Below are 26,249 nucleotides of genomic sequence, written 5' to 3'. Positions count from 1 at the left end.
GCCCACCTTATTGGACAACGATGACCGCGCCATCCGTGAACTTGGCCGCCGTGTCGGACGCCGTTCCTGAGCCCTTGCTGGGCGATCTGGCGGCCAAGATGGCGGCGCTCGATCCGGACGCCTTGGCATCGACCTTGGCCGTGCGCGCCCGCGAAGTCGCGGCGGACGGCCTGCGTTACGATGACGCGACGGATTTCGTACGCGCATTGATCGGGGAGTTGCAGGGCTATGTCGATGAACCCGAGGTCATGGCGGCTGCGCTGGCCGAACTCAAGCGCCGGGAGCGTAGCAGCATGCATTAGGTTCGGCTCGGCAGCCGATGCGCCACAAACCGGCGACGTGATTACTTGAGTGAGGGCGGCTGTTTCGATCCGATCATCAAGACGGGCGCACCTTGAATAGTGGCAATGTTGAAAGCCACCCCACTTTGTTGCAGCACGTCATTCGAGTATGGGACGTTCGCCGCCGTGAAGGCCGCTCTCAACGATTTCGCCCCAGGCACGTCCGCAATTGAAATTCCAAACATGATCATGCCGCTTGGCTTTACCGCACCGGGAGCGACTTGCCATTTCGCCTTGCCGAGTATGTTGCCGATTTGAATGGCGAGATAGAGAGCTTCAGGATCGCCGTCTGTGTATCGAAGGTTAACTGATCCCGGAGCTTTAGAGAGTTCCGCTTCCAGTTTTTCGGCCACATCGATTGGAAGAGTGCGCCAAGTGACCGCTTGCTTCAGTCTCTCCGTTTCCAGTCTCGCATTGGCAGCCTCTTTCTCAAGAGCGGCTGCCCGCTCGTGGGCCTGTCCAGCCAATTCATTGGCATGGGCGGCCTTTTCTTCGGCGTGAGCTATGCCTTCCTCCGCGCTCTTGTCGAAGAAATATGCTGCGCCAAGGGTGGCAATCGCGGCGATTGCGGCGCAAATCCAAGCAAAGAGAGCAGTCATCGCCATTTCAACCTCAGATAAGTATGTATCAGCGGTATCACGCCTGAGATGGGCTCAGGCGCAGGAGGGAAGCCACGACGCGATTTATCCCCAGCCATTGGCGTGGGTCCTGTAACCAAAAGCCAATGCGGTCGGCGCTTGCGCGTCTTAGAACCCTAAGTATAAAATCCTATAGGGGGTTGATATAACTCCGGCTGAGGGGTTGTCAGTCTGATTGTGGGCAAACGTGCGACCGCAGAAGTTGCATCGCAGACTACGTGCATCTATTCTCGGTTGGGTGTTTCCTTACGAGTATTTTCAAAAATGTATTGCGGTATCCGATGGCACCGGGTTTTTGCGGGTGCCGGATTGAGCCTCGCCCTCGTTGCGTTCGCAGCGCTCAGTGCAACGGCACAAACGGCAAGCGGCGGTGACAAGCAAGAACAGACGATCTATCAATCAATCTGCGGCGACACGCACAGTCACGACGTAGCGGACTTGTGCGAGCAGAAGCGCATGTCGAGCGCGGCCGAGCGCGCCGCTGACTACGCATATTGGCAGCTTTACATTAGCGCCGTTGGTCTTGCGGCTGTAGTGGTCTCGCTTGCGTTTGCCGGTATGGGTGCGTTCGCTGCTAGAGACGCTGCCAAGATCGGGACACGGGCCACTCTCATCGCTCGAAATGCTGAGAGGCCCTACGTTGTCTCAATCAACCCGATGATCTTGGAAACCAGACGCAACGTTGGCAAGGACTATGACCCGGTCTTGGTGCGGGACTTTCCTACTGTTTTAGATATTCACTTTGACCTGAGTAACGTGGGCCGAGGGGGCGCGGTAATTCTTGGTTACGGCATCAATCATGAAGTTTGTGCTGCAAGTTCGCACGGCAGCAAGGACCTCATCACGCGCGATGGGTTTGGCGGCTTCGTGCTGTCTCCTGGAAGCGTTTTGAAAGTCGGAGGCTAGCTTCCACAACTTCGGCATTGACGAAGATGAATTTCAAGAAATCGAAACTACGCAAACGAAGACCCTCTACGTGTTTGGCTACCTTCGGTATGCCGATCTGTTCGGAGTGATCCGACGAACGGGTTTCTCCTATGAGGCACATTTCAACTCGGGCTCCTTCGGCCCACTAGTGGTGGACGCATCAAATCGTTCGCTTTGGTACGACGTGGAAGAGGCCGGAACTAACCCGGCCGCGCGGATATAGGTTATCGAATGAACGGCAAGCAGAACCTACCAGGGCTGACCCCTGCGTGGCTGATATCACTCGCGATGGCTTTGGGCTGTGTGATCGTTGTTATGATCCCTGCCTCCATAGCGACAGGGGACGCTATAAAGTCGTCGGATTGGATCGGGTTTTCGGGAAATGTTGTTGCTGGTGCTGTGACGGTGGTAGCCGCGATCATAGCGTGGTTCGCGGTTCAGCGACAAATTGAAGCCCAAGAGCAGGCGCAAGGACGTGCCCGCGAGCAGCAAACCACGGACCTCGCGAGCATGCTCCATGCCGAATTGGCGCACGTAGTCGCGAGGTGCTGCTTCGATTGTGAAAGCCCATGGAAGAAATATTGGCCGAAGAATGCTACCCCCGGCAAAATGGGGCCGGTGAAGCTACTGAAGTTCGTCCCCGTCGAGCCGGTGATTTATCTTTCAACAGCGGGACAGCTCGCTCTGCTCGGAGGCGCGGCCCAGCATTTGATGGAATTTCACTATCGACTATCAGCTCTACGCCGTGAGATCGAAAACACAGCTGGCAGCGCGGACGCGTCTACGAAACTCGTCGAGGAGGGGGCGTTGAAGCTCGTGGCCCGCCGGTTTCGTGAAACCCTACAGCCTGGGGCGAGAGCGCTCGATGCGCTTGCACCTCTTGCGCGAGGCCCGATCGCGGCGGAAGCCCTCGCTCGTGCTCTATACTACGAAGCAAGGCCGCACGAGGACCTTAACAAGACGCTTAAACAACGGATCGACGAACTCTTGCTCATTCGGATAGAGTAGAATTCTCTTTTCGGTTCAAAAGGATCGGTAGCCGCATTTTGTCCGAATAACCCTTGAAAGTATTCAGCCGCCGAAACCCTTCCAAGCTGAATACGAGGGTTCGATTCCCTTCACCCGCTCCAATGTTTTCAATCACTTGCGGCACTGCCTCGACTCCATTCGGACGAAGGTGCAGCCGCTCCTTCGGAAAAAATCCGCGCTTTTGTTCGCGCGGCGCGGCGCTTCCTGGTGCCGGCAGGTCACGCCGAGCGCTGGAGGGGGCGCGCTGCAATGGCGTGCGGCATCCGTATTGAACTCGGCCCAAGATAGCGGCGACCAATTGTCGGTAGACTGGAGGATCACGACATGCCCGACTGGATTCTCGCGCCGATCTGTGTGGTCGCACTGGGCGGCTTTATCTGGTTCGCGTTTCGACAGGGTTTCAGGGTCAAGCCCGACGAGAACAACCGCGACCACCCGACTTTGCCCCTAGGGCCGGACGGGTCGTGGCGCTAAGGGCGGCGTCGAGCGACAGGTGCTGCCGGCGCCACACCTGCGTGACCCATGCTCGTGGTGAGATCGTCATGCGGCCGAGGGTGCCGAGGATGGGTGTCAACGGCGTCCCTTGCGGTCGGCGACCCTACGCCTTTTGGCGGCATGCCGATCGTCACGTGAACCTTCCGCCCAGATGTGTAGACGTAATAGCTACCGGGATTTTGCATTTCCTTCCTGGGGCTAGAGCCGACGCCGTCCGCATGCATTTTAAGCGGGCGGTGTTGTGCTGATGTGAACCATCGCCCCGTCGCAGCATCCCGCTCCCGCGCGCGGAGGCGGCCCATGAAGCGGATACCTACGAGCGAAGCGATCATCACCGTCGCCTTGTTGGTGATATTCGCGCTCGTGATCTGGTTTGGCGCCATGCCCTGAGACTCGGGCGCCCGGCGCAACGAGCCCGAGAAATCCCGACGGGCCGGATGCGCAGGGTGTTTGGGACCGCGATGCTGACGGATGGCGCTGTCAGGGGAGCGAAACGACTCGCAGGTTGTTGGTGCTTCCTGCCTGCCCAAAGGGAATGCCGGCGACAACGACCAGCAGGTCCCGGCTTGATGCAAACTGCTCGGCATGCGCGAGAGCCGTCGCGCGCTCGACCATCTCCTCATAGCTCCCGACATCGTCGGAAAGAACGCTGTGCGCGCCCCAGAGCAGGCACAAGCGGCGCGACACTTCGCGGCTTGGGGTGATGGCGAGGATCGGCAGGCTCGGCCGCTTGCGCGCGACGCGTGCGGCCGTGGTGCCGCTCGAGGTGTAGGCCACGATCGCCGCGGCGTGAATGACGGAGGCGAGATCGGCGGCGGCCGTTGCAACGGCATGCGGCGGCGTCTGCTCTTCGCCGGGCTGGGTCGCCTCGACGATCGAGCGGTACATCTTGTGCTGCTCCGTGCTGCGGATGATGCGATCCATCATCTCTACGGCCTCGCGTGGATAGCGGCCGGTTGCAGATTCCGCCGACAGCATCACTGCGTCCGCGCCGTCATAGATCGCGGTCGCAACGTCGGAGACTTCGGCGCGCGTCGGGGTTGGCGCTGCGACCATGGAGTCCAGCATCTGCGTGGCGACGATCACGGGCTTCACCGCGAGACGGCAAGCCCGCACCAGCTCCTTCTGGCGCCCGGGCACGTCCTCATGTGGAATTTCGACGCCGAGATCACCCCGCGCAACCATGATGGCGTCGCAGAGCTGGATGATGTCGTCGATCCGCTCCAGCGCTGCCGGCTTCTCGATCTTGGCCATCAGACCGGCGCGGTCGCCGACGAGGCCTCTCGCCTCGATGATGTCGGAGGGCTTCTGCACGAAGGACAGGGCGACCCAATCCACGCCCAGGTTCAGGCCGAACTCCAGATCGAGGCGGTCCTTGGTGGTGAGCGGCGAAAGGTCGAGCACCGTCCCCGGCAGATTGACGCCCTTGTGGTTCGAGATCGTGCCGCCGACGATCACGCTGGCTTCGATGAAATCGTCACCGAGCCCGACGACGCGAACCCGGACCCTGCCGTCATCGATCAGAAGGTCGTGGCCGGGAGCCACGGCGGCAAAGATTTCCCGATGCGGCAGCGGAATCGAGGTTCGCCCGCCATCCGATCCGGACAGCACGAACCGGATGGTCTCGCCGGCCGCCACTGTAATCCTGCCATCGCGCAAGGTGCCGACGCGGATTTTCGGACCCTGAAGGTCCATCAGAATGCCGATCGGTCGGCTGACTTCCTGTTCCAGCTTTCGGATCGCGGCGTGGATGCTTGCGTGGTCGCTCTGGGTTCCGTGGCTGAAGTTGAGACGGAAGGTATCGACGCCGGCCAGCAGCAGCGCCTTGAGCATCTCGGGGGAACTGCTGGCGGGGCCGACGGTTGCGACGATCTTGGCCCGTCGATGACGACGCATGGGTCACCTCATTGCTGGCTTGCCGGCTGCGATCAGCACGGCGCGGATATCGTTGACATTGGTAAGCGTTGGGCCGGTGCGCACGAGATCTCCAAGGCGGTCGAAGAACGAGTAGCTGTCATGGGCTGCCAGATAGGCCCGTGCGTCGAGCCTGCTCGCGGCTGCGCGCCGCAGCGTATCCGGACTGATCAAAGCTCCAGCCGCATCTTCCGTTCCATCAATACCATCGCTGTCTCCGGCAATCGCCCAGATATCGGACGTACCGGACAGGGCGATGACAAGCCCCAGCAGGAATTCGGTGTTGCGGCCGCCGCGCCCCGCCGGCCCGCGTCCGATCGTCACCGTCGTCTCTCCGCCGGACAGCAGCACGGCGGGGGCAGGGCCGGGCTGCGCACGGCTTGCGACCGAGCGGGCGATGCCCGCCATCACGGTTCCGAGTTCGCGGGCCTCGCCTTCGATCGCGTCTCCAAGGATGATCGGGGTCAGGCCTTCACCCCGGGCGGCGCCGGCCGCAGCATCGAGCGCATGGAACGGCGCGGCAAGGATACGGACATCGGCCTCGATCTCGCCGGGTTTTGGGGTCTCGCCGGCTTGCGCAAGGACAAGCCGCGCCGTGTCCGGCAGGTCGATTGCAAACCGGTTCACGATCTCCTGCGCATCGGCTTTTGTGCTGCTGTCCGGCAGCGAGGGACCGGAGCCAATCGCCGCGGGATCGTCGCCGGGAATATCTGAAATCACGAGCGTCGTGACGTGGGCGGGGCGGGCGGCGAGCGCCAGCCGTCCGCCCTTGATCGCGGACAGATGTTTGCGGACGACGTTCATCTCGGCAATCGTTGCGCCGCTTGCGAGCAGCGCCCGGTTGACCGCCTGCTTGTCGGCGAGGGTCATCGGGGATGCGGGAAGCGTCATCAGGGCCGAGCCTCCGCCGGACATCAGGGCGATGACCAGATCGTCCACTGAAAGTCCCTGAACGGCATCGAGCATGCGAAGGGCGGCGGCCTTGCTCGTGTCGTCAGGCACGGGATGAGACGCCTCGAGCACTTCGATGCGGCCCGCGCGAACTGAATGGCCGTGGCGCGTGACCACGGCGCCTGAAAGGTCGACATCGGGCCAGGCCGCGTCGAGGCCTGCGGCCATCGCGGCCGAAGCCTTGCCAGCGCCGACGACGATGCATCTGCCCTTCGGCTTTGCCGGCAGGGCGCGCGCAATGGTTATCCTTGGATCGCAGCTGGCGATGGCAGCATCGAAGATCTTCCGGAGCGCCGTCCGAGCCCGCAAGTCCGTCCAATCAGTGTTCAATCGCCGCGCTCCGGCCAGGTGCAGGCGCGATTGCGGCCTTTGCTGTCGTCTCACTGCCGAGAATGAACGCGCGCCGCATCGGCTTGATCACCAGCAAGGCGGTGAGGGCTGCGGTGGCATTGAGCGCAACCGCGACGATGAACACGGCCTGCCAGCCGAGCTGCGAGGAGATGATGCTCGCGAGCGGCACGAGCAGTGCCGCCGTGCCCTTCGCCGTGTAGAGCATGCCGTTGTTGGTGGTTGCGTATTTGGCGCCGAACGTGTCGCCCGACGTCGCCGGAAACAGGCTGTAGATTTCGCCGAAGACGCCGAAATAGATCGCCGTGGCCAGCACGAAGACAACCGGAATGTGGCCGTAGGTGGACAGCGTCAGCAACATCAGCGCCGCAGTCGCGAACGCGATGAACATCGTGTGCTCCCGGCCGATCGTGTCGGAGACCCAGCCGAAGAACGGACGGCCGAAACCGTCGAACACACGATCGAGCGAGATGGCAAAGGTCAGCGCCGCCATCTGGAAGCCCGCCAGGGTGACCGGCGTATCCGCGATCTTGAAGTCGTGGGCGATCGGCCCGATTTGCGCAGCGGTCATCAACCCGCCGGAAGCCACCATGACGAACACGAGGTACATGACCCAGAAGATCGGCGTGCGCAGGACCTGGGGCGGCGTGTAGTCGATTGCGCTCTGCGGCAGATTGAGCTGCTTTTTCCTGGGAGCCTCGACGCCATGGGGCGGGCGGACGAACCAGGCCAGCAGGAGAACGATGAGGCCTTGCCCGATGCCGAACGTCAGGAAGGTGCTTTGGTAACCGCTGGCGGCAATCATGTTGGCGATCGGCACGACGGTGAGGGCTGCGCCGGCGCCAAAGCCTGCGGCGGTCGCGCCTGCGGCGAGGCCACGCCGGTCCGGAAACCATTTCAGCGCGTTGCCGACGCAAGTGCCGTAGACGGCGCCGGCGCCGATGCCTGCGACAACAGCGGCTGCATAGAGCATGATGAGAGAAGAGGCGTATGAGTTCAGCACCCAGGCCAATCCGATCATCAGCCCGCCGAACATGATCACGATGCGCGGGCCGTATTTGTCCACGAACCAGGCTTCGACCGGCACCAGCCATGTCTCCGTCATCACGAAAATCGTGAAGGCGAGCTGGATAGCCGGACGGCCCCAGTGAAATTTGGCGTCGATCGGGTCAACGAACAGCGTCCACCCGTATTGCAGGTTGGCGATCATCGCCATGCAAACGATGCCGATCGCGAGCTGGAGCCAGCGGAAGCCGCCGGGCGACGATGCCGCTTTCGTGCTGGAGATCATGTGCGCTCCCAAAAGAGATGGTGGTCGTTTGGTCCGGCTGCGTCGGGCTGTCGTCCTGCCGCCGGCTACTGACGAAATTCGTTGGTCAACTCGCCGATTCCGTCGATCGCGACGGTGACCGTATTGACCGGCTCCTTCATCACTCCGACGCCGATCGATGTCCCGCAGCAGATCAGATCGCCCGGCAACAGCGTCATGTCGTGTGAGATCTTGCTGACCAGCGCCTGCGCGCTGAAGATCATGTCGGCGATCGGGTAGTTCTGGCGCTCCACCCCGTTGAGGATGGTGCGCACGACAAGGCGTGCGGGGTCGACGCCCGAGGCAATCACCGGACCGAACGGGCCATATCCGTCAAAACCCTTGGCCCGCGCCCATTGCGGGAAGGTCGGGTCGCGATTGAGGATGTCGGCGGCGGTGACGTCGTTGGTGCAGGTATAGCCGAAGATGAAGCCGTCGGCCTGTTCGGGTGTGACGGCCGTGCAGCTCTTGCCGATGACGATGCCGAGTTCGCCTTCGTAGGTCGTCTTGCCATCGTAGCCCCGGGGACGCGTGATGACGGCGCCAGGCGCGGTCACGCTGGTCTGCGCCTTCAACAAATACAGCGGTTCGGCCGGCTCAGGTGATTTCAGCTTCGCCGCCAGCGCGTGGAAATTATTCCAGAGCGCGACGATCTTGCTCGGCTCGGTGGGCGCGAGCAGCTCGACATCGTCAAGCGCCAGCGTCTGTCCGGTCGGTCGTGTCTCGCCGAACATCTCGCCCGTGTGCACGGCGATGCCGGACGGGGTGAGTTGCCCGAAGCCGATTTCGGCATGGTGGCGGAAGCGGACCCAGCGCGTCACATTGGCCATCGTGATCACGCCACCGCAAGCGATTGTGCTTCGACGCCGGCCGCCCCGTCATAGAGGCCTGCCAGTCTGGTGCGCTGCGCGACCAGCGCCAGCACCGCATCGAGAGCGGGCGTCGCAATCTCTGTCATCCGGCCCATCTCCTGCACTACGGTGATCAGCGGATCGATCTCGACGGGACGTCCACGCTCGAGATCCTGCAGCATCGAGGTCTTGTGCGCGCCGACCTTGCGTGCGCCCTCGATGCGGCGTTCGACATCGACCCGAAACTTGACGCCGAGGCTTTCCGCGATCGCCTGGGCCTCCAGCATGATCGCCCTGGACAGCGCGCGCGTGCCGGGATTGGTGCAGATCACATCGAGGGTCGCGTGGGTGAGGGCGCTGATCGGGTTGAAGCAGACATTGCCCCACAGCTTGAGCCAGATCTCGTCGCGGATGCGGTCGAGGACCGGCGCCTTCATGCCCGCTGCCGCGAACAAGGCGGCAAGCCGCTTGACATCAGGTGTGATCTCACCGGAGGGTTCGCCGAGCGGAAAGCTGTTGCCGTAGACGTGGCGGATCACGCCGGGCGCCTCGATTTCGGTGGCGGGATAGACCACGCAGCCGATGGCGCGCGCGGGGTCGAGCTCGTTCCACTGCCGTCCGCCGGGATCGATGCTCTCGAGCGCCGATCCTTCGTGCCGTCCGCCATGCTTGTAGAAATACCAATAGGGAATGCCGTTGACGGCGGTGACGATGCGGGTCCGCTCACCCAGCAGGGGGCGCATCGGTTCGATGACGCCGGTGATCGAATGCGCCTTGAGGCAGATGATGACGAAATCCTGCTCGCCGAGTTCGGCAGGGTTATCGGTACAGCGAGGGTGCACCACGCGCGCCTCGTCGCCGATCAGAAGCTTCAGGCCGTTCTGCCGCATCGCGGCGAGATGAGCGCCCCGCGCGACCAGGCTGACATCGGCGCCAGCGCGCATAAATTCGACACCGAGATAGCCGCCGATGGCACCGGCGCCGTAGATGCAGACCTTCATGAAATCCTCTCGAGCAGAGTGGGGACACAGCATGAGCCGCAACGGCTCGAACCGGGTTGCGTGGCAATGGCCTTGGGAGAATCCGTCACGCCGCGCAGGCGGCTTCCTCCAATGCAAAGCCAATGTCCCGCATGCTCACGACGCCGACGAGCCGGCCGTTGTCGATGACGGGGATATGGCGGATGTCGTGACGCACCATCAGACGCTCGACATCGGTGAGCGCGTCCTGCGAAGTGCAGGACACCAGCGGCCGCGGCGAAATGAACTGCGCGACTTTCGCGGCGAGGCCGCCCGTGCCGCGCTCGGCGATCACAGCGACGACGTCGCGCTCGCTGAACATTCCGACCACGGCGGCGTCGACGCTGCGCGAGGCGTTCCTGACCACGAGTGCGCCGACATTGCTCGCGTACATCAGGTTCGCCGCAATGCTCACGGTTTCCCTTGAGCCGATCGTCACCACGTGCGCACTGTTGGTGCGAAGGATGTCCCCGACATACATGGCATGGTCCTCCCGGTTGCATCATTGGGTCGTTAAGAAACAATCGTGGTATACATTATCCCAGAAGTCAAACAAAAGAATCACCGTGCTTTGCAGGAACAATGGCAAAAATGCTGACCTATCCTTCGGTTCTGCTGCCTTGACTCAAACGTGGTTTGGTATGCCATATGCCAATTGTGACGCTCGTTGTCGGCGAGCAATTTCGTTCTGAACCGCAACCGGTTAGGGGCAGGTCGTGATGAAAAGAGAGCCGATCCGGCGCAAGCCGTCCGATCCCGATTTTCGCGCGCAGCCGGATCAGGACGCGCGAGACGGCGGCGTTCAATCGGTCGATCGCGCGATGCAAATCATGGAAGCGCTTGCAGAGGATGACGAAGGCTATCGGCTGACCGATCTTGCGATCCGCATCGGCTTGCCGCCGTCGACGGCTCACCGGCTGCTGACGACGCTGGAGAACCGCAGGTTCGTGCAGTTCGACCGCGAGGAGTCCAAGTGGCACATCGGCGCGCAAAGCTTCGTGGTCGGCTCGACCTTCATGCGACGGCGCAATTTTTCCGCGCGGGCATTGCCCTATCTGCGCAAGCTGCGCGACCAGACCAGGGAAACCGCCAATCTTGCAGTGGTCGATGATGATTCCATCATCGTCGTATCCCGCATCGAAAGCCGGGAGATCATGCGTTCGCTGACCAAGGTCGGCGGACGCGTGGCGTTGATCGCTTCGGGCGTGGGGAAGGCGGTGCTGGCCGCGTATTCCGATGCCGACATCAACGCGATCATCCGCCGTCGCGGCATGCCGCGCCTGACGGAAAAGTCGATCATTCGGCCGGGCGAGCTGTTTCGGGAATTGGAGACCGTGCGACGCCAGGGCTATGCGGTGGACGACGAAGAGGCGCGGCTCGGCCTGCGCTGCGTGGCCGCAGTCGTCTTCAACGATTGCAGCGAGCCGTTCGCCGCGGTTTCGGTGTCGGGGATGGCGGATCGGCTGACCGACGCGCGCTTGCCGGAGATCGGCGCCATCGTGCACCAGATCGCAGCTGAGCTCTCGGCAGAGCTTCGCGGCAGCAGCCGCACGCAACCGTAGCGGGCGCAAGGCCTGCTGCTGTTCTCGGCTTTGCCGGTTTCCATTGTTTCGCAGGCGCTAATCTCTTGGAGAGATGCAAGAAATCGCAAGCGCTGCCACTGGGCGGAAAATCCAATCGATTGCGTTGAGATCGATGATCGCGGGCCTGATGATCATACTCAGGCCAACTCATAGCGAAGCGGGATCATCAGATGAAGATGCGAGCAATCGATGCAGCAGTGCGCATTCTCGAACGCGAGGGGATCACTTGTGCGTTCGGCGTTCCCGGCGCCGCGATCAACCCGCTTTACTCCGCGCTGAAGCGCAACGGCTCGATCCGGCACATTCTGGCGCGCCATGTCGAAGGCGCCTCGCACATGGCGGAAGGCTACACCAGGGCGAAAGCGGGCAATATCGGCGTTTGCATCGGCACGTCGGGCCCGGCCGGAACCGACATGATCACCGGCCTCTATTCAGCGATCGCGGATTCGATTCCGATCCTCTGCATCACCGGTCAGGCGCCGCGGGCGCGGCTCTACAAGGAAGATTTCCAGGCCGTCGACATCGAGGCGATCGCAAAGCCGGTGACGAAATGGGCCGTCACCGTGCGCGAGCCGGCGCTGGTGCCGCGCGTGTTCAGCCAGGCCTTCCATATCATGCGGTCGGGGCGGCCGGGACCGGTGCTGATCGATCTTCCCGTCGATGTGCAGCTGGCCGAGATCGAGTTCGACGACGAGACCTATTCGCCGTTGTCGGTCTATAAGCCTGCGGCGACACGCAAGCAGATCGAGAAGGCGCTCGAAATGCTCAACGCCGCCGAGCGGCCGCTGATCGTGGCCGGCGGAGGCGTGATCAACGCCGATGCATCCGAGCTCCTCGTCGCCTTCGCCGAAGCCGTCAACGTTCCGGTCGTCCCGACGCTGATGGCATGGGGCGCCATTCCGGACGATCACGCGCTGATGGCCGGCATGGTCGGCTTGCAGACTAGCCATCGCTACGCCAACGCCACGATGCTCGAATCCGATTTCGTGCTCGGCATCGGAAACCGCTGGGCCAACCGGCATACCGGTTCGGTCGAGACCTACACCAAGGGTCGCAAATTCGTCCATGTCGACATCGAGCCGACACAGATCGGACGGGTCTTCAATCCGGACCTCGGCATCGTGTCGGACGCCAAGGCCGCGCTGGAAATGTTCGTGACCATAGCCCGGGAGTGGCGGAAGTCCGGCAAGCTGCGCGATCGGCAGGCCTGGCCTGCGGCCTGTCGCGACCGCAAGCGCTCGATGCTGCGCAAGAGTCACTTCGAGAACATCCCGATCAAGCCGCAGCGCGTCTACGAGGAGATGAACAAGGCGTTCGGCCGCGAGACCTGCTACGTGACGGTGATCGGATTGTCGCAGATCGCGGGTGCCCAGTTCCTCAACGTCTATCAGCCGCGCAACTGGATCAACGCCGGGCAGGCCGGTCCGCTCGGCTGGACACTGCCTGCTGCGCTCGGCGTGCGCGCCGCCGATCCCGATCGCGACATTGTCGCGCTGTCTGGTGATTACGACTTCCAGTTCCTGATCGAGGAGCTCGCGGTCGGAGCGCAGTTCAATTTGCCCTACATCCACGTCGTCGTGAACAATTCATATCTCGGGCTGATCCGGCAGGCGCAGCGCGGGTTCGACATGGACTATCACGTCCAGCTCTCGTTCGAGAACATCAACGCACCCGAGATCGGCGCCTACGGCGTCGACCACGTGACCGTCGCGGAGGGGCTGGGCTGCAAGGCGATCCGTGTAACGGATCCGAACGAGGCACAGGCCGCGTTCGCGACCGCGCGCGAGTTGATGGCCAAGTATCGCGTGCCCGTGGTGGTGGAGTTCATTCTCGAACGGGTCACCAATATCGCGATGGGAACGGAGATCGACAACATCGTCGAATTCGAGGAGGTGCTCGATCTTCCGCTCGATGACGTGCCGAGCGCACAACGATCCGGCACGCTATTGCCGGCTTGACGACCTCATTCAGCGCTGCCCCAAGCGGAGATACCACCCGTGCCTCAATTTGCCGCCAATCTCACCATGCTCTTCAACGAGCTGCCGTTCCTCGATCGGTTCGCAGCTGCCAAGGCCGCCGGCTTCAACGCAGTCGAGTATCTCTTTCCGTACGAATTCGAAAAGGGCGCCTTGCGGGAGGAATTGGCGCGCTGTGGGCTGACCCAGGTGCTGCACAATCTTCCGGCCGGCAATTGGGCTGCCGGCGAGCGGGGCATCGCGATCCTGCGCAATCGGGTCGATGAGTTTCGCGACGGCGTGGTGCGCGCGATCGACTACGCGAAGGCGCTGGATTGCCGGCAGCTGAACTGCCTGGTCGGCATCGCTCCGGCCGGCGCTGATGCGGCAGAGCTGCGTGAGGTCCTAGTGTCCAATCTGCGCTTCGCCGCCGGCGCGCTCGGCCAGCATGGCATCAAGCTCCTGATCGAACCGATCAACACGCTCGATATTCCCGGCTTCTTCCTGAGCCGGACGGAACAGGTGGTGCAGCTCATTGCCGACGTGGGCTCATCCAATTTGTTCATCCAGTACGACATCTATCACATGCAGATCATGGAAGGTGATCTGGCGCGGACCCTGCAAAAACATCTCGACCGGATCGCGCATGTCCAGCTCGCCGACAATCCTGGCCGTAACGAGCCGGGGACCGGCGAGATCAACTATCCCTATTTGTTCAAGCATCTCGACAGCATCGGATATCGCGGCTGGATCGGATGCGAATACAAGCCGCGGACGACCACGCTCGAGAGCCTTGCCTGGCACGCCGCGCAGACTTTCGTGACCTAGAGCTCTCCCGTTCCGATTGAATCGGAATGGAGTTCTGGATTTTTGCTTTGACGCGTTTTCTCCACGCGAAGCGGTATCCGCTTCGCAGGAAAACATCCAATCCGCCTGACAGGAGCGACGACAAATGAAAGACATAGGATTCATCGGGCTCGGCACCATGGGACGTCCGATGGCGAGCCACCTCCTGGCTGCCGGCTATCGCCTGTTCCTGCACGACGTCGCGCCGCTTCCGCCGGACCTGATTGCCGCCGGCGCCGTCGCTTGCGAGTCCGCGAGGCAAGTGGCGCAGGAAGCGGATGCCGTGATCATCATGGTGCCGGATACGCCGCATGTCGAAGCCGTGCTGTTCGGTCAGGGCGGCGTCGCGGAGGGGGTGTCCAAGGGCATGATCGTGGTCGATATGAGCTCGATCTCGCCGCTGGCGACGAAGGAGTTTGCACGGAAGATCGATGCGCTCGGAGCCGACTACCTCGACGCGCCGGTCTCCGGCGGCGAGGTCGGTGCAAAGGCGGCAAGCCTGACCATCATGGTCGGCGGGCGGGAGCGGGCGTTCAACGCGATGAAGCCGCTGTTCGACGCGATGGGGAAGAATGTCACGCATGTCGGCGGCAATGGCGACGGCCAGACCACCAAGGTTGCGAACCAGATCATCGTGGCGTTGACGATCGAGGCGGTGAGCGAGGCCCTGCTGTTCGCGTCCAAGGCGGGCGCCGATCCCGCGCTGGTGCGCAAGGCGTTGATGGGCGGCTTTGCCTCGTCCCGGATCCTTGAAGTGCACGGCGAGCGCATGCTGAAGCGCAATTTCGATCCGGGCTTTCGCATCGAGCTGCATCAAAAGGATCTCAACCTCGCGCTGGAAGGCGCACGGGCACTCGGGTTGTCGCTGCCGGGCACAGCGGCCGCCCAGCAATTGTTCAACGCCTGTACTGCGCTCGGCGGTAAGGCCTGGGACCATTCCGCAATTCTGAGGGCGCTGGAGGTGATGGCTAGCCACGAGGTGGCGGCTGCCTGAGCTTCATGCAATGATCACGGTGCCGAACTGCAATGGCCAGTCCTGGTGACGAGATCGACGGCCCGGCACCCGTATCTCAAAGAGCGGTCTCTGGCGCCTTGACACGGTAAGTAAAAATATTATTACATACCGTGCTTGGGAGAGACGGCTGATGTTGCAGACAAAACGAAGCTATGGCGGCATGGTGACCGCGCCGCACCACCTGGCGGCGCAGGCTGGACTCGCGGTCCTGTCGGAAGGTGGCAATGCCATTGAGGCGATGATCGCCGCGGCCGCGACGATTGCCGTGGTCTATCCGCATATGAACGGCCTCGGTGGCGACAGCTTCTGGCTGGTCGGCCGCGCCGGTTCGATGCCGGTCGGGATTCAGGCTTGCGGACGCGCCGCGATGGCGGCGGATCGCGGCTGGTATCGCGAGCGTGGCTGCAGCAGCATTCCTGGCCGCGGCCCGCTGGCCGCGCTCACCGTTGCCGGGACCGTCGATGGCTGGCAGAAGGCCTATGAACTCAGCCGCGATCGTCATGACGGCCGGCTGCCGATGGCGCGGCTGCTCGAGCCCGCGATCCGGCATGCCGAGGAGGGCGTGGCCGTCACCAGCACGCTACACGAGAACATCCGCAAGAAGCGGCATGAGCTCGAAGGTGTGCCCGGCTATGCCGAGGTTTATCTGCCGCAAGGCACCCCGCTCGCGCTCGGTGCGCGGCTGCGGCAGCCGCGTGTCGCCGAGACGCTGCGGCGTCTGGCCAAGGCCGGGCTGTCTGATTTCTATCGCGGCGAACTGGCGCGCTCGATGGCGGCCGACCTCGATCGGGTGGGGAGCCCGCTGCGGCTCGCTGATCTGGAGCGGCATCAGGCATCGCTGGTGACGCCGCTGTCGGTCGAGGTGTCCGGACACAAGGTCTTCAACATGCCCCCGCCGACGCAGGGGCTGGCCTCGCTCCTGATCCTGGCGCTTTATGCCCGGCGCATCGCTGGCGAAGCCGATGGCGTCGATCATCTGCACAGGCTCGTCGAATGCACGAAAGCAGCGTTCCGTATTCGCAACGGCCATGTGACCGATCCCGACTACATGAAGCGGCCGGCCGCTGAATTCCTGTCCGAGGAGTCGCTCGCCGCGCTTCACGAAACGGTCTCCGACCGCCGCGCCGCGCCGTGGCCCGATCCGTCCAAGCAGGGCGATACGGTGTGGCTTGCTGCGACCGATCGCAACGGACTCAGCGTCAGCTTCATTCAAAGCGTCTACTGGGAATTTGGTTCGGGCGTCATCCTCCCCGAGAGCGGAGTCACCTGGCAAAATCGCGGAACGAGCTTCAGCCTCAGCGAGACCGATACCAATCGGTTGGATCCGGGACGCCTGCCGTTCCACACGATCCAGCCGGCGATGGCCGAACTCGGCGATGGGCGGCTGATCTCGTTCGGCACAATGGGCGGAGAGGGCCAGCCGCAGACCCAGGCCGCCATCTTCTCCCGCTACGCTATGCACGGCCAGGAGCTGCAGTCCGCGATTACGGCGCCGCGCTGGCTGCTCGGTCGCACCTGGGGAGAGGAAAACAACAATCTGAAGATCGAGTCCCGCTTCGATCCCGCGATCATCGACCGGCTCCGCGCGCTCGGCCACGACATTCAGGTGACCGGCCCGTTCGAGGAGATCATGGGACACGCCGGCGCGATCGTCTGGCATCCGGACGGCCTGATGGAAGGGGCCAGCGATCCGCGCAGCGACGGCGTCGTTGCGACCCGCTGAGGGGCACTCCCGGCGCATGATCCGCACGACACCGCGTCGTGCGGCTGACCTCTTAGCGTGACGGCTTGCCGAGGCGCGCCGTCGCCTTCGATCCTGCTGACTTGTCCTTGCGTCCCCCGGCAGGGGCCGTCAGCCAGGTCAGGATCATGTCCTGCGCATGCTCGCGGCGCAGTTCAAGCCAGTCCGACGCGCCGAGGTCTTTGTCGAACATCGCCGACAATGTGTACCGGTTAGAAACGTGGAAATAGCTCATCGCAGTGATTGAGACATAGAGCTGGATGGGATCGACGTCACCGCGAAACAGGCCCGCTGCCACGCCGCGCCGCAGAATGCTTTCGATGCTTGCAACCAGGGGCAAAGTGAGATCGGCAATCTTGCGCGACTTGCGCATATTGCGCCCGCGCTGAAGGTTCTCGGTGTTGATCAGCGCGATGTAGTTCTGGTGCTGTCCGAAGAAGGTGAATGTGAAATCGATCAACCCGCTCATTGCGGCGATCGGCTCGAGATCATCCAGGTTCAGCCGCTGTTCGGCCGCGCGAATTTCGGTGTAGACGTCCTCGAGGACGGCTATGTAGAGCCCGTTCTTGTCGCCGAAATAGGCATAGAGCAGGCGCATGTTGGCCTTGGCGCGCTGCGCGATGGCCTCGACCCGTGCGCCGCCGAGGCCATTGTGACAGAACTCGAAGGTCGCGGCGCGCAGGATCGCTTCCTTGGTGAGCGCGGAGTCGCGAGGCCGCTTTCCGCGTGTGGTGGTGCGGGTGGGGCTGGTCGGTGCTGTTGTCTCTGTCACGGCGTCAACCTTGCCTGGGCTCGGGTATTCACGCAGGGCACGTCCGCATCAGGCCACATCGGGCAGCGGACCGGTTCCCGGCGCAAGCAGCTGGGATTGAGATCGGCATTGCGACTGTTCGTCAAGTGCGATTCCTCCATGTTCACTGCTTCCGGGCGCCGGCCGCCACCATCGCACCGGCGTGCGCGACGAGCCGGCCAGCCTTGTAGACATCGCGTGGCTTGGGACGAGCGACCACGGCCTCCTGGACATGCCGGGCATCCAGCACGACGAAATCCGCGATCCCGCCGACCGTGAGGCCGTAATCCTTGAGGCCAAGCGCGCGCGCTGCGCTGGTCGTCACCATGTCAAACGCCGCGGCCAATTGATCGTCCGTGTTGAACCCTGAGCGATAGCCGACCATCATTGCGCGTTCGAGCAGGTCGCCGTCGCCGTAGGGCCACCAGGAATCGCGGATGTTGTCGTTACCTGAGAACACGGTGACACCGGCATCGCGAAGCAGCAACACGGGCGGAAATGCGTGCGCACCGGGAGCATTGGTGAAAATGGCGACGCCGGCCTCGGCAAGCTGCTGCGCGGTACGCTGAGCCACGTCGCTAGCCACTTCGCCGAGCGCGTAGGCATGGCTGATCGTGACCTTGCCGCCAAGACCCGACGCTTTGGTTCGTCGCGCGATCTCCTCGATCTCCGAGATACCCTGCAGACCGCCGTCATGCAGGTGAATATCGATGCCAACGCCATGCCGCTCGGCGATCCCGAAGACGACGTCGAGATGCCCGGCGACGTCACCATCATGGCCTGCGGGATCAAGCCCGCCGACCAGATCGGCGCCGGCGCGAACGGCTTCCTCGAGCAATCTGGCCGTTCCGGGCGACGTCAAGATGCCGCTCTGGGGAAACGCGACGATCTGGATCGAAAGCTTCTCCCGGTGCGCCTCCCGCGCGGCGGCGATCGGTTCGAAATGTCGCAGGCCGACCTCGGCATCGACATCCACATGGCTGCGCATGTGAGTGGTGCCCTGCGAGACGCAAAGGTCGATCAGGGCTGCGGCCCGAACTGGGATCGGCTTGGCGCCGGCGAGCGCTTCCTTCTCGAATTTGACGCGCTCGCGCACATTGAAGCCCGCGGTACAGGGCCGGTGCGGCTTCCAGTCGTCGCCGATGAAGCATTTGTCCAGGTGGATGTGACCTTCGACCATGCCGGGCAGCACCAGCCGCCGGCCAAGATCGCGCCTTTCGCCGACTGCGCCGTAGCTTTGCGGGGACGACGCGATCGCCACGATCTTGCCGCCACGGACGGCGATTTCGACCAGCTGGCCGTCGGTGAGCCGCGCGTTCTGAAAGAGTGTGTCGATGGCTGTCACTTCAAGTCTCCAGTTTCTTATGTCGGCACGATGCCGTCGGGCAGGGCGCGCGAAAATGCCGCGATCTCGCCGGCGGTGGTGATCCAGATGTCCTCGCGCCGTGCGACGATCGCCTGCAGGGCGCGTCGCAGCGGCCGCAGCCGGTGGGGCTGGCCGACCAGATATGGATGCAGCGCGATGCCCATCACCAGCGACTGCTTGGTGGATTGCGTCAGCATCTCCTCGAATGTGTCCGTGATCATGGCCGCAAACTGTTCGCCGCTGTCCTTGCGCCCGACAATCGAGGGGATGTCGTTCAGTTCCTGTGGATAGGGCACGGACAGGATCCGCCCGCCATCCCTTGTCGAGAACCACACCGGCTGATCGTCCATGCACCAGTCGAGCAGGTATTGGTAGCCCGCTTCGGCGAGAAGGTCCGGCGTGACGGCTGATTGCGAGATCCATGGACCGAGCCAGCCGAGCGGCCGTCGTCCCTCGGCCCGCGCGATGACATCCGTCGCCTCCGCGATCAGTTGCTGCTCCTCGGCAGGTGCGAGCACGCCCTGCCGTTCGGAATTGGTCCGTCCATGGCCGACAACCTCGTCGCCGCGCACGCGAAATGCGTCCATGACTTCCGGGCAGTAGTGATAGATGCTGCTGTTCGCGAGCACAGAGACCGGCAGTTTCAGTTCATCGAACAGATCGATGAGCCGCCACACGCCGACCCGGTTGCCATAATCGCGCCAGGCGTAATTGAGGACGTCCGGATGTGGACCGCCCGGGCAGAGTTCGGCGCCGAGTCCATCGCCGAAAGCGAAATGCTCGAGGTTGAGCGCGATGTAGACCGCGAGCCGCTTTCCGTTTGGCCACACGAAGTCGGGGCGGCGCGTGATCGCGCTGTAGCGGTAGCGGTCATGCGAGAGCAGACCGCGCGCTGGATCCGCCGCTTGCGCGGATGTTGCACCGCCGAGAACGCCACGTGAGGTGGCCCGCTCCGGTTCCGCTCCAGTCTCCCGTTGCATTGCAATCTCCATCCGGCGCGCGATCAGCAGCTTGACATTCGTCAATTTGTGAAGAAAGTTTTTACTTCCGTCAAGGCCGCGGAGACAGCGGCAGCGGACCAGAGGCGGCTTGGGAGCCGTCGGAGCGGGAGGAATTGCAGAAATGAGCTACGCTTGTACCCCCATCACCGGGTTGTGCCGCCGCGTTGTCTTGCAGGGCGCGCTCGCCATTCTCATCGGCGCTATGCCGCTCGCGGAGCGGGCACGGGCCGCCGAGCCGATCAAGATCGGCCTCGTCACCGCGCTGTCGGGGCAGTCGGCGCGCGCCGGCGAAGCATTGACCCGCGGCGCCACGATTGCGATCGAGGAGATCAACGCGAAAGGGGGCGTGCTCGGCCGTCCCCTGGAGCTGGTGCGCCGTGACGATGAAAGCAATCCTGCGAAGGGGCTGACCGCAGCGCGCGAACTGATCCAGCGCGAGAAGGTCGCGGTGCTGCTCGGCGGTCTCGATACGCCCGTCCAGCTCGCGATCGTGCCGTTCGTCAACAACGTCAAGATGCCATTCGTCGTGCCGTGGGCGGCCGGGACTAACATCACGCAGAACGGCGCCGCGTCCAACTACGTATTCCGCGTCTCGGCGATGGACGACGAGGTCGACAAGGCGATCGTTGCGTTCGCCGGCAAGACCTTCGCAGCGAAGAAGCCGGGCCTCATCCTCGTCAACAATCCCTGGGGCGAATCGAACGAGCATGGCCTGCGCGCAGCGCTGAAGGCGGCCGGGATCGAACCGGCGGGTGTCGAGAAGTTCGAAGGGAACGACGTCGACGTGGTCGCGCAATTGTCCCGGCTCAAGCAGGCCGGCGCCGACTCCCTGTTCCTGGTCGGCAATGTCGGTCCGTCCTCGCAGGTCGTGAAATCGCTCGACCGGATGGGCTGGGCGCCGCCGATCGTGTCGCATTGGGGACCGGCCGGCGGCCGCTTCACCGAGCTCGCCGGGCCGAGCGCCGAGAGCGTCGTCTTCGTCCAGACCTACAGCTTTTTCGGCAACCTCTCGCCGGTCGGCAAGCGCGTGCTCGCCGAGTTGCAGGCGAAGTATCCGGACATCAAGGGACCGGCGGACGTGACGCCCGCGGTCGGCTTTGCCAACGCCTATGACAGCGTCCTGGTGATCGCCGGCGCGATCCAGAAGGCCGGCAGCACCGATCCGACCGCCATTCGTGACGGCTTCTACGGAATCGACCGGCTGGAAGGCCTGATCAAGACCTATGAGAAGCCGTTCGCCCAGGACAAGCACGATGCGCTGACGGCGCAGGACTACATCTGGGCCCACTTCGAAGACAATCACATCCTGCCGTTCAAGAACTGACGGTAGCGGTCGTCCAGCAAGCAGATCGGGGTGATCATCGATGTCGTTTCTTTCGGCGATAATAACCGGAATGGCGCTGGGGAGCATGTACGGTCTGCTCGCGCTGGGCTTTCACGTCACGTACGCCGTATCCGGCACGGTCAACTTCTCGCAGGGCAGCTCGATGACCCTGGGAGCCGTTGCCGGATACTTCTTCCTCATCGTGTGGGGCTGGCCGGCCGCGATCGGCATCCCCGCGGTGTTGCTGGTCTGCGCGGTTTACGGCGTTCTGATTGAACGCTTCGCGGTTCGTCCGTTTGTGCTGCGCGGGTCGGACAACTGGCTGATGGCGACCGTTGCGGTCGGCATCATCATCGACAATGTGATGCTGTTCGTGTTCGGCAAGGAGCCGCGCAGCTTCCCGTCGATGCTCGCGGCCAAGCCGATCCAGATCGTGGAGGGCGCAGGGGTCTACCCGCTGCAGCTCCTGATTCCCGTGGTCGGCCTGTTGCTTGCGCTGGCGCTGCATCTGATCACCCGCCGCACGCGGCATGGCGTCGCGATGCTTGCGGTGGTGCAGAATCCCAATGCCGCGCGGCTGATGGGCATCAATGTCAGCGGCGCCATTGCCGCGAGCTACGCGGTGTCGGCGATGCTGGCGGGCGTCGCTGCGCTGCTGATCGCGCCGCTGTTCAACGTCTCGTCCGAGATGGGCACGCTGTTCGGCATCAAGGCGTTCGCCGCCGCGATCATCGGCGGCCTCGCCAACGCCTGGGGCGTCATGCTGGCTGGATTGTGTCTCGGCCTGATCGAGGTTTTCGCGACCAACTATCTCGGCTCGGTCTACACCCAGATCATCACGTTCGCTTCCGTCATCATCATCCTCGTCGTCATGCCGCACGGGCTGCTCGGCCGAGCTGGAGTTAAGAAGGTATGACCTCGCGCGCCTCCCTTCTCGTCGCGGTCGCGGCGTTCGCGATTGCCATCGGTTATGCTGCGGTCGCGGACAGCTATTCGGTGTTCCTGATCGCGACGATTTCGCTGACGGCGATCGGCTGCATCGGCCTCAACGTCCTGCTCGGCCTCGCGGGCCAGATCTCGCTCGGCCATATCAGCTTCATGGCGATCGGTGCGTACACCACCGTACTGCTGATGGAGAAGGCAGGCTGGCCCTACCTCGCCGCGACGGCAGGGGCCATCGTGCTGGTCAGCATCGTCGGCGGCCTGCTCGCGATGCCGGCGCTGCGCGTGCGCGGGCCGTATCTCGCGATGGTGACGATTGCCTTCGGCTTCATCGTCGAGCATGTCACGATCGAGTGGCGCGATCTCACCGGTGGCGGCAACGGCCTGATGCTGAGCGCGCCGCCGAGCGTGTTCGGTTATGCGTTGTCCGAGCGTTCGCTTGCCATCGCCGGCGTCGTGCTGGTGTTTGTTGGTCTCTTCCTGTTCGAGCGCCTGAAGCGCAGCGGCTGGGGCTATGCCATGCGTGCCGCCCGCGATACCGAGGTCGCGACGCGCTCGCTCGGCATCGATCTGGTTCAGGTCCGCGCCGTGGCCTTCGTGATCTCGGCGGCCGCGATGGCGCTGGCCGGCGCGCTGTTCGCACCGCTGCAGGGCTATATCAGCCCGAGTTCGTTCCCGTTCCTGCAATCGGTGCTGCTGTTGTTCGCGGTGATGGTCGGCGGCGCCGGCTCGGTGCTCGGTCCGGTGATCGGCGCCGCGCTGGTGGTGCTGCTGCCGGAAGCGCTGTCGGATCTGGCGGAGTATCGCCTGCTGGCGTTCGGCGTGCTGTTGTTCCTCGTGCTGCGCGCCGCGCCCTCCGGCATCGTTGGCCTCGTGGAGCAACTCGCGGCAAGAGTCCTGCCGGCGCGCAAGCCGGTGGCCGAGCCCGCGATCGCGGCGGCGGAAGCCGATGCGGCGATCCTCGAGACCCGCAGCGCGGTGGGGCTCGACGTGACGGATCTCTCGATCTCGTTCGGCGGCGTGCGCGCCGTCCAGGGCGTATCGTTCAAGGCGGCGCCCGGTGCCGTCACCAGCATCATCGGTCCCAACGGCGCCGGCAAGACCAGCGCGCTCAATCTGCTCTGCGGCTTCTACCGGCCGCAGGCGGGGACGGTGAAGCTCGGCGATCGCGATGTCACGGGCATGACGTCGCATTTGCTGGCGCGGGTCGGCGTGGCGCGCACGTTCCAGACCACGCAGCTGTTCGGCTCGCTCACGATCCTGGAAAACATCCTGCTGGCCGAGCGGGTCGGCCGTCTCGGCGGCGTGGTCTCCGCGCTGCGCAATGCCGAGACCGAGGGTTTCGCCCGGTTCCTGCTGCGCTTTGCCGGTGTCGACGGCGATGTCGATCGACTTGCGGATTCGCTGTCCCATGGCGAGAAGCGGCTGGTCGAGATCGCGCGCGCGCTCGCGCTGCGGCCCCGCATCCTGCTGCTCGACGAGCCGGCGGCGGGCCTCTCCAAGGGCGACAAGCAGCGCCTGACCGCACTGTTGCGCCGGATCGCCGATCTCGGGATCGCCGTCATCATCGTCGAGCACGACATGCCGATGATCATGTCGCTGAGCGATCTCATCGTCGTGCTCGACGGCGGCAAGCGCATCGCGATTGGCGATGCGGCGGCGATCCGCAACGATCCGCTGGTCCGCAAGGCCTATCTCGGCGATGCGACGGCCGGTGAGAAGAGCCGCGCGCCGCGGCCGGCGCGGCAGGGCACTGCACTCGAGGTCAAGACGCTCGATTCGTTCTATGGCCTGTCGCGCGCCTTGAACGGGATCGATCTGGTGGTCGCTCCCGGCGAGGCGGTCGCCGTGCTCGGTGCCAACGGCGCCGGCAAGACCACCCTGATGCGGTCGATCGCCGGTCTCGAGCCGCCGCGCTCCACGGGCGAAGTGCGGCTCGCCGAGACGCGCATCGACCGGATGCCCGCACATGTTCGTGCCCGCAATGGCGTCGTGCTGGTGCCGGAAGGGCGGCAGGTGTTTCCGGAACTGACGGTGAAGCAGAACCTCCAGCTCGGCGCCTATGCCCGCAAGGGAATAGACCTCGATGCCGAGATCGAGGCGATGTTCGTGCGCTTCCCGCGGCTGAAGGAACGCATCGACCAGCGCGCCGGCCTGCTGTCTGGAGGCGAGCAGCAGATGCTTGCGGTGGCGCGCGGGCTTCTGACCGGGCCGAAGATCTACATGCTGGATGAGCCGTCGCTGGGATTGGCGCCGCTCGTGGTCGATGAACTGTTCGCGTCCTTTGAGCGGCTGCGCAGCGAGGGCATGACCATCATCGTGGTCGATCAGATGGCAGGCCACGCGCTCGCGCTGGCGGACCGGGCCTATCTGCTGGAGACCGGCGCGATCCTGAAGAGCGGCGCCGCCGACATCATCGCCGAGGATCCGCTGCTCGAGGCGGCCTATCTGGGCGGTGAGGCCCAGGCCGGCGCGACGCAGCGGTTCGCGGCCCAGGCACGCTGAGGGAGGCGAGGGCGGATGTTCGTTGGAGGGCACGAAGCTGACGGAAGGCAGGCAGGTCGCGTGAGTGCGCCCGGCGAGCAGCGTCCCGAGCCCGCAGCGACGATCTGTGCCGATGTGGAAGTGGGGCTCCTCGCCGACAGGGCGCTTCGCGATCGCGCCGCGGGCCAGGTCGTCGCCGTGTTCGAACGTTCGTTCTACGCCGTGATCGACGGAATCTGGATCTGCGTTGGACGGAGCGGCATCGGATCGGGTCCGTTGCACGTGGTCGGCGACTTCCGATGGTCGGGACTTGTGGTCGGCGACCCCGTGCGGGTCGCGGACTCCATTCTGTGGATCGGAGCGACGCCGCTCGCGAATCTGGCCGCGCGGTCCGTCTGGGCGCCGCCCGCCGCACCACACTGGTCTACGGCCAGCCTGCGACGCGGCCTTGATGCTGTCGACGAGGTGTGGGGCGGTGATCTGATTACGGAAGGCCTCGCTGTGGCCGGGTCCGGACGTGCTCCGGGCGACGCCTCTGCGCTGGTTCGGGCCGCCATGCCCGGTCTCGCAACGCTGGAGCTAATCCTCGCATGCTCGGACGACGATGCGGATCGCGAGTCCGGGCTTGCCAGCCTGATCGGTCTCGGGCCGGGGCTTACGCCGTCCGGCGACGACCTGATCGGCGGTGCGCTGATCGCGCTGGCAGCGCTCGGACGCATCGAATGTCGCGATGCATTGTGGGACGATTGCCGCGCACTGCTCGACGGCACCAACGACATCAGCCGAATCCATCTGCGCGCGGCGGCGCTGGGTTACGGCGCGGCGGCACTGCACGCTGCCATCCATGCAACGATGAGCGGCGAGGCCGCCGGATTTCGTCGCGCCCTCACGGCCCTGACGGCGATCGGGCATACATCCGGACTGGATGCATTTGCCGGCAGTCTGATCGTCCTGCGCCACGCCCTTCGCGAACGGTGACGCCGTTGCAGACCGAATTTCGAGTTCTCCCAGACTGCTCCGAACGAAGTTCGGAGCACTTTTTTTTAAGGCGGATTGCGCTTCGGCCGGTCCGCTGTTCGAGCGGATACGGAAACTCGCATTTTCCGGGAATCCGGTCTTGACGAAGTAAGTGTTTTCTTATTTACTCGAGACAACGAAAACGAACTTGTTAGGGCGGAGACGATGACGGATCAGGATAGGCCGCAGTATCAGCAGTTGCTGGCGCGCAAGGTCGAAGTCGTGAATGTCGGGCTTGAGGGGTTCGTGAAGGACCTCCGCGACTGCGGCATCGACGTCGTTCACGTCGACTGGAAGCCGTCGGCGGGCGGAGATCCGCAGATGGCGGCCCTGCTCGCGAAGCTCGGTGTGTGAGGGCGCACC

24 protein-coding genes are annotated in these 26,249 nt (G+C 63.8%); 14 read left to right on the top strand and 10 right to left on the bottom strand.

What is annotated here, in order from left to right; all coding sequences use genetic code 11:
• Nucleotides 1-20: 20 nt before the first annotated feature.
• The gene (locus tag JQ573_RS09720; protein WP_212309738.1) at nt 21-302 is read left to right on the top strand and encodes a hypothetical protein; all 282 of its coding nucleotides are present in this window, start codon (nt 21-23) and stop codon (nt 300-302) included.
• 41 nt (nt 303-343) lie between these two features.
• Here JQ573_RS09720 and JQ573_RS09715 read toward each other — a convergent pair whose 3' ends face one another.
• Nucleotides 344-946, bottom strand: coding sequence for a hypothetical protein (locus JQ573_RS09715; RefSeq protein ID WP_212309737.1), 603 nt, complete (start codon nt 944-946; stop codon nt 344-346).
• Between the two features lie 342 nt (nt 947-1,288).
• On the opposite strand from JQ573_RS09715, the gene JQ573_RS09710 reads away from it, so the two are divergent.
• The 3 genes from JQ573_RS09710 to JQ573_RS09700 all read left to right on the top strand — a co-directional run bounded on the left by JQ573_RS09710 (nt 1,289) and on the right by JQ573_RS09700 (nt 3,409).
• Nucleotides 1,289-1,885 carry a hypothetical protein gene (locus JQ573_RS09710; protein WP_212309736.1) on the top strand — a complete coding sequence of 199 codons (597 nt, stop codon included), beginning with the start codon at nt 1,289-1,291 and terminating at the stop codon, nt 1,883-1,885.
• 252 nt (nt 1,886-2,137) lie between these two features.
• Nucleotides 2,138-2,914, top strand: coding sequence for a hypothetical protein (locus JQ573_RS09705; protein ID WP_212309735.1), 777 nt, complete (start codon nt 2,138-2,140; stop codon nt 2,912-2,914).
• A 345-nt stretch (nt 2,915-3,259) separates the two neighbouring features.
• On the top strand, nt 3,260-3,409 hold the full coding sequence (locus JQ573_RS09700) for a hypothetical protein (protein WP_171947620.1): 150 nt from the start codon (nt 3,260-3,262) through the stop codon (nt 3,407-3,409).
• Nucleotides 3,410-3,910: 501 nt separating this feature from the next.
• Here the strand turns inward: JQ573_RS09700 and pyk are convergent.
• The 6 genes from pyk to JQ573_RS09670 all read right to left on the bottom strand — a co-directional run bounded on the left by pyk (nt 3,911) and on the right by JQ573_RS09670 (nt 10,303).
• Nucleotides 3,911-5,326 carry a pyruvate kinase gene (gene pyk, locus JQ573_RS09695; RefSeq protein ID WP_212309734.1) on the bottom strand — a complete coding sequence of 472 codons (1,416 nt, stop codon included), beginning with the start codon at nt 5,324-5,326 and terminating at the stop codon, nt 3,911-3,913.
• Between the two features lie 3 nt (nt 5,327-5,329).
• Nucleotides 5,330-6,625 carry a glycerate kinase gene (locus tag JQ573_RS09690; RefSeq protein WP_212309733.1) on the bottom strand — a complete coding sequence of 432 codons (1,296 nt, stop codon included), beginning with the start codon at nt 6,623-6,625 and terminating at the stop codon, nt 5,330-5,332.
• Nucleotides 6,615-7,934 carry an oxalate/formate MFS antiporter gene (gene oxlT, locus JQ573_RS09685; RefSeq protein ID WP_212309732.1) on the bottom strand — a complete coding sequence of 440 codons (1,320 nt, stop codon included), beginning with the start codon at nt 7,932-7,934 and terminating at the stop codon, nt 6,615-6,617. Before oxlT ends, JQ573_RS09690 begins: the two co-directional genes overlap by 11 nt.
• Nucleotides 7,935-7,999: 65 nt before the next feature.
• Nucleotides 8,000-8,782 carry a fumarylacetoacetate hydrolase family protein gene (locus JQ573_RS09680; protein WP_212309731.1) on the bottom strand — a complete coding sequence of 261 codons (783 nt, stop codon included), beginning with the start codon at nt 8,780-8,782 and terminating at the stop codon, nt 8,000-8,002.
• A 5-nt stretch (nt 8,783-8,787) separates the two neighbouring features.
• Nucleotides 8,788-9,804, bottom strand: coding sequence for a 2-dehydropantoate 2-reductase (locus JQ573_RS09675; protein WP_212309730.1), 1,017 nt, complete (start codon nt 9,802-9,804; stop codon nt 8,788-8,790).
• Nucleotides 9,805-9,889: 85 nt separating this feature from the next.
• On the bottom strand, nt 9,890-10,303 hold the full coding sequence (locus JQ573_RS09670; RefSeq protein ID WP_212309729.1) for a CBS domain-containing protein: 414 nt from the start codon (nt 10,301-10,303) through the stop codon (nt 9,890-9,892).
• A 238-nt stretch (nt 10,304-10,541) separates the two neighbouring features.
• Between JQ573_RS09670 and JQ573_RS09665 the strand changes: the two genes are divergently transcribed.
• The 5 genes from JQ573_RS09665 to JQ573_RS09645 all read left to right on the top strand — a co-directional run bounded on the left by JQ573_RS09665 (nt 10,542) and on the right by JQ573_RS09645 (nt 16,944).
• Nucleotides 10,542-11,384 carry an IclR family transcriptional regulator gene (locus JQ573_RS09665; protein WP_212309728.1) on the top strand — a complete coding sequence of 281 codons (843 nt, stop codon included), beginning with the start codon at nt 10,542-10,544 and terminating at the stop codon, nt 11,382-11,384.
• 191 nt (nt 11,385-11,575) lie between these two features.
• Nucleotides 11,576-13,363, top strand: coding sequence for a glyoxylate carboligase (gene gcl / locus JQ573_RS09660; RefSeq protein WP_212309727.1), 1,788 nt, complete (start codon nt 11,576-11,578; stop codon nt 13,361-13,363).
• A 39-nt stretch (nt 13,364-13,402) separates the two neighbouring features.
• A complete protein-coding gene (gene hyi, locus JQ573_RS09655; protein WP_212309726.1) occupies nt 13,403-14,188 on the top strand; it encodes a hydroxypyruvate isomerase in 786 nt (261 codons plus the stop codon).
• 124 nt (nt 14,189-14,312) lie between these two features.
• Nucleotides 14,313-15,200: a 2-hydroxy-3-oxopropionate reductase gene (locus JQ573_RS09650; protein ID WP_212309725.1), complete on the top strand. Its 888-nt coding sequence runs from the start codon at nt 14,313-14,315 to the stop codon at nt 15,198-15,200.
• 151 nt (nt 15,201-15,351) lie between these two features.
• Nucleotides 15,352-16,944, top strand: coding sequence for a gamma-glutamyltransferase family protein (locus tag JQ573_RS09645; RefSeq protein ID WP_212309724.1), 1,593 nt, complete (start codon nt 15,352-15,354; stop codon nt 16,942-16,944).
• 52 nt (nt 16,945-16,996) lie between these two features.
• On the opposite strand, the gene JQ573_RS09640 is transcribed toward JQ573_RS09645, so the two are convergent.
• The 3 genes from JQ573_RS09640 to JQ573_RS09630 form a co-directional block, all read right to left on the bottom strand.
• Entirely contained in the window at nt 16,997-17,734 is a 738-nt protein-coding gene (locus tag JQ573_RS09640) for a TetR/AcrR family transcriptional regulator (protein ID WP_212309723.1), read from the bottom strand.
• Nucleotides 17,735-17,876: 142 nt separating this feature from the next.
• Nucleotides 17,877-19,097, bottom strand: coding sequence for an amidohydrolase family protein (locus JQ573_RS09635; RefSeq protein ID WP_212309722.1), 1,221 nt, complete (start codon nt 19,095-19,097; stop codon nt 17,877-17,879).
• A gap of 17 nt (nt 19,098-19,114) precedes the next feature.
• Complete coding sequence (locus tag JQ573_RS09630) at nt 19,115-20,098, bottom strand: polysaccharide deacetylase family protein (protein ID WP_212309721.1); 984 nt, start codon at nt 20,096-20,098, stop codon at nt 19,115-19,117.
• A 223-nt stretch (nt 20,099-20,321) separates the two neighbouring features.
• Between JQ573_RS09630 and JQ573_RS09625 the strand changes: the two genes are divergently transcribed.
• The 5 genes from JQ573_RS09625 to JQ573_RS09605 all read left to right on the top strand — a co-directional run bounded on the left by JQ573_RS09625 (nt 20,322) and on the right by JQ573_RS09605 (nt 26,240).
• Nucleotides 20,322-21,443: an ABC transporter substrate-binding protein gene (locus tag JQ573_RS09625; RefSeq protein WP_212310725.1), complete on the top strand. Its 1,122-nt coding sequence runs from the start codon at nt 20,322-20,324 to the stop codon at nt 21,441-21,443.
• 40 nt (nt 21,444-21,483) lie between these two features.
• Nucleotides 21,484-22,359, top strand: coding sequence for a branched-chain amino acid ABC transporter permease (locus JQ573_RS09620; protein ID WP_212309720.1), 876 nt, complete (start codon nt 21,484-21,486; stop codon nt 22,357-22,359).
• On the top strand, nt 22,356-24,890 hold the full coding sequence (locus tag JQ573_RS09615; RefSeq protein ID WP_212309719.1) for a branched-chain amino acid ABC transporter ATP-binding protein/permease: 2,535 nt from the start codon (nt 22,356-22,358) through the stop codon (nt 24,888-24,890). Before JQ573_RS09620 ends, JQ573_RS09615 begins: the two co-directional genes overlap by 4 nt.
• A gap of 60 nt (nt 24,891-24,950) precedes the next feature.
• Entirely contained in the window at nt 24,951-25,847 is an 897-nt protein-coding gene (locus JQ573_RS40765) for a DUF2877 domain-containing protein (RefSeq protein ID WP_312011439.1), read from the top strand.
• A gap of 204 nt (nt 25,848-26,051) precedes the next feature.
• On the top strand, nt 26,052-26,240 hold the full coding sequence (locus JQ573_RS09605) for a hypothetical protein (RefSeq protein ID WP_050404632.1): 189 nt from the start codon (nt 26,052-26,054) through the stop codon (nt 26,238-26,240).
• Nucleotides 26,241-26,249: the final 9 nt, after the last annotated feature.

The sequence above is a fragment of the Bradyrhizobium sp. AUGA SZCCT0105 genome (assembly GCF_018129565.1).
Taxonomy (GTDB): Bacteria; Pseudomonadota; Alphaproteobacteria; order Rhizobiales; family Xanthobacteraceae; genus Bradyrhizobium.
The sequence above is the reverse complement of the archived record's forward strand: the minus strand, read 5'-3'. Positions and strand labels throughout refer to the sequence as shown.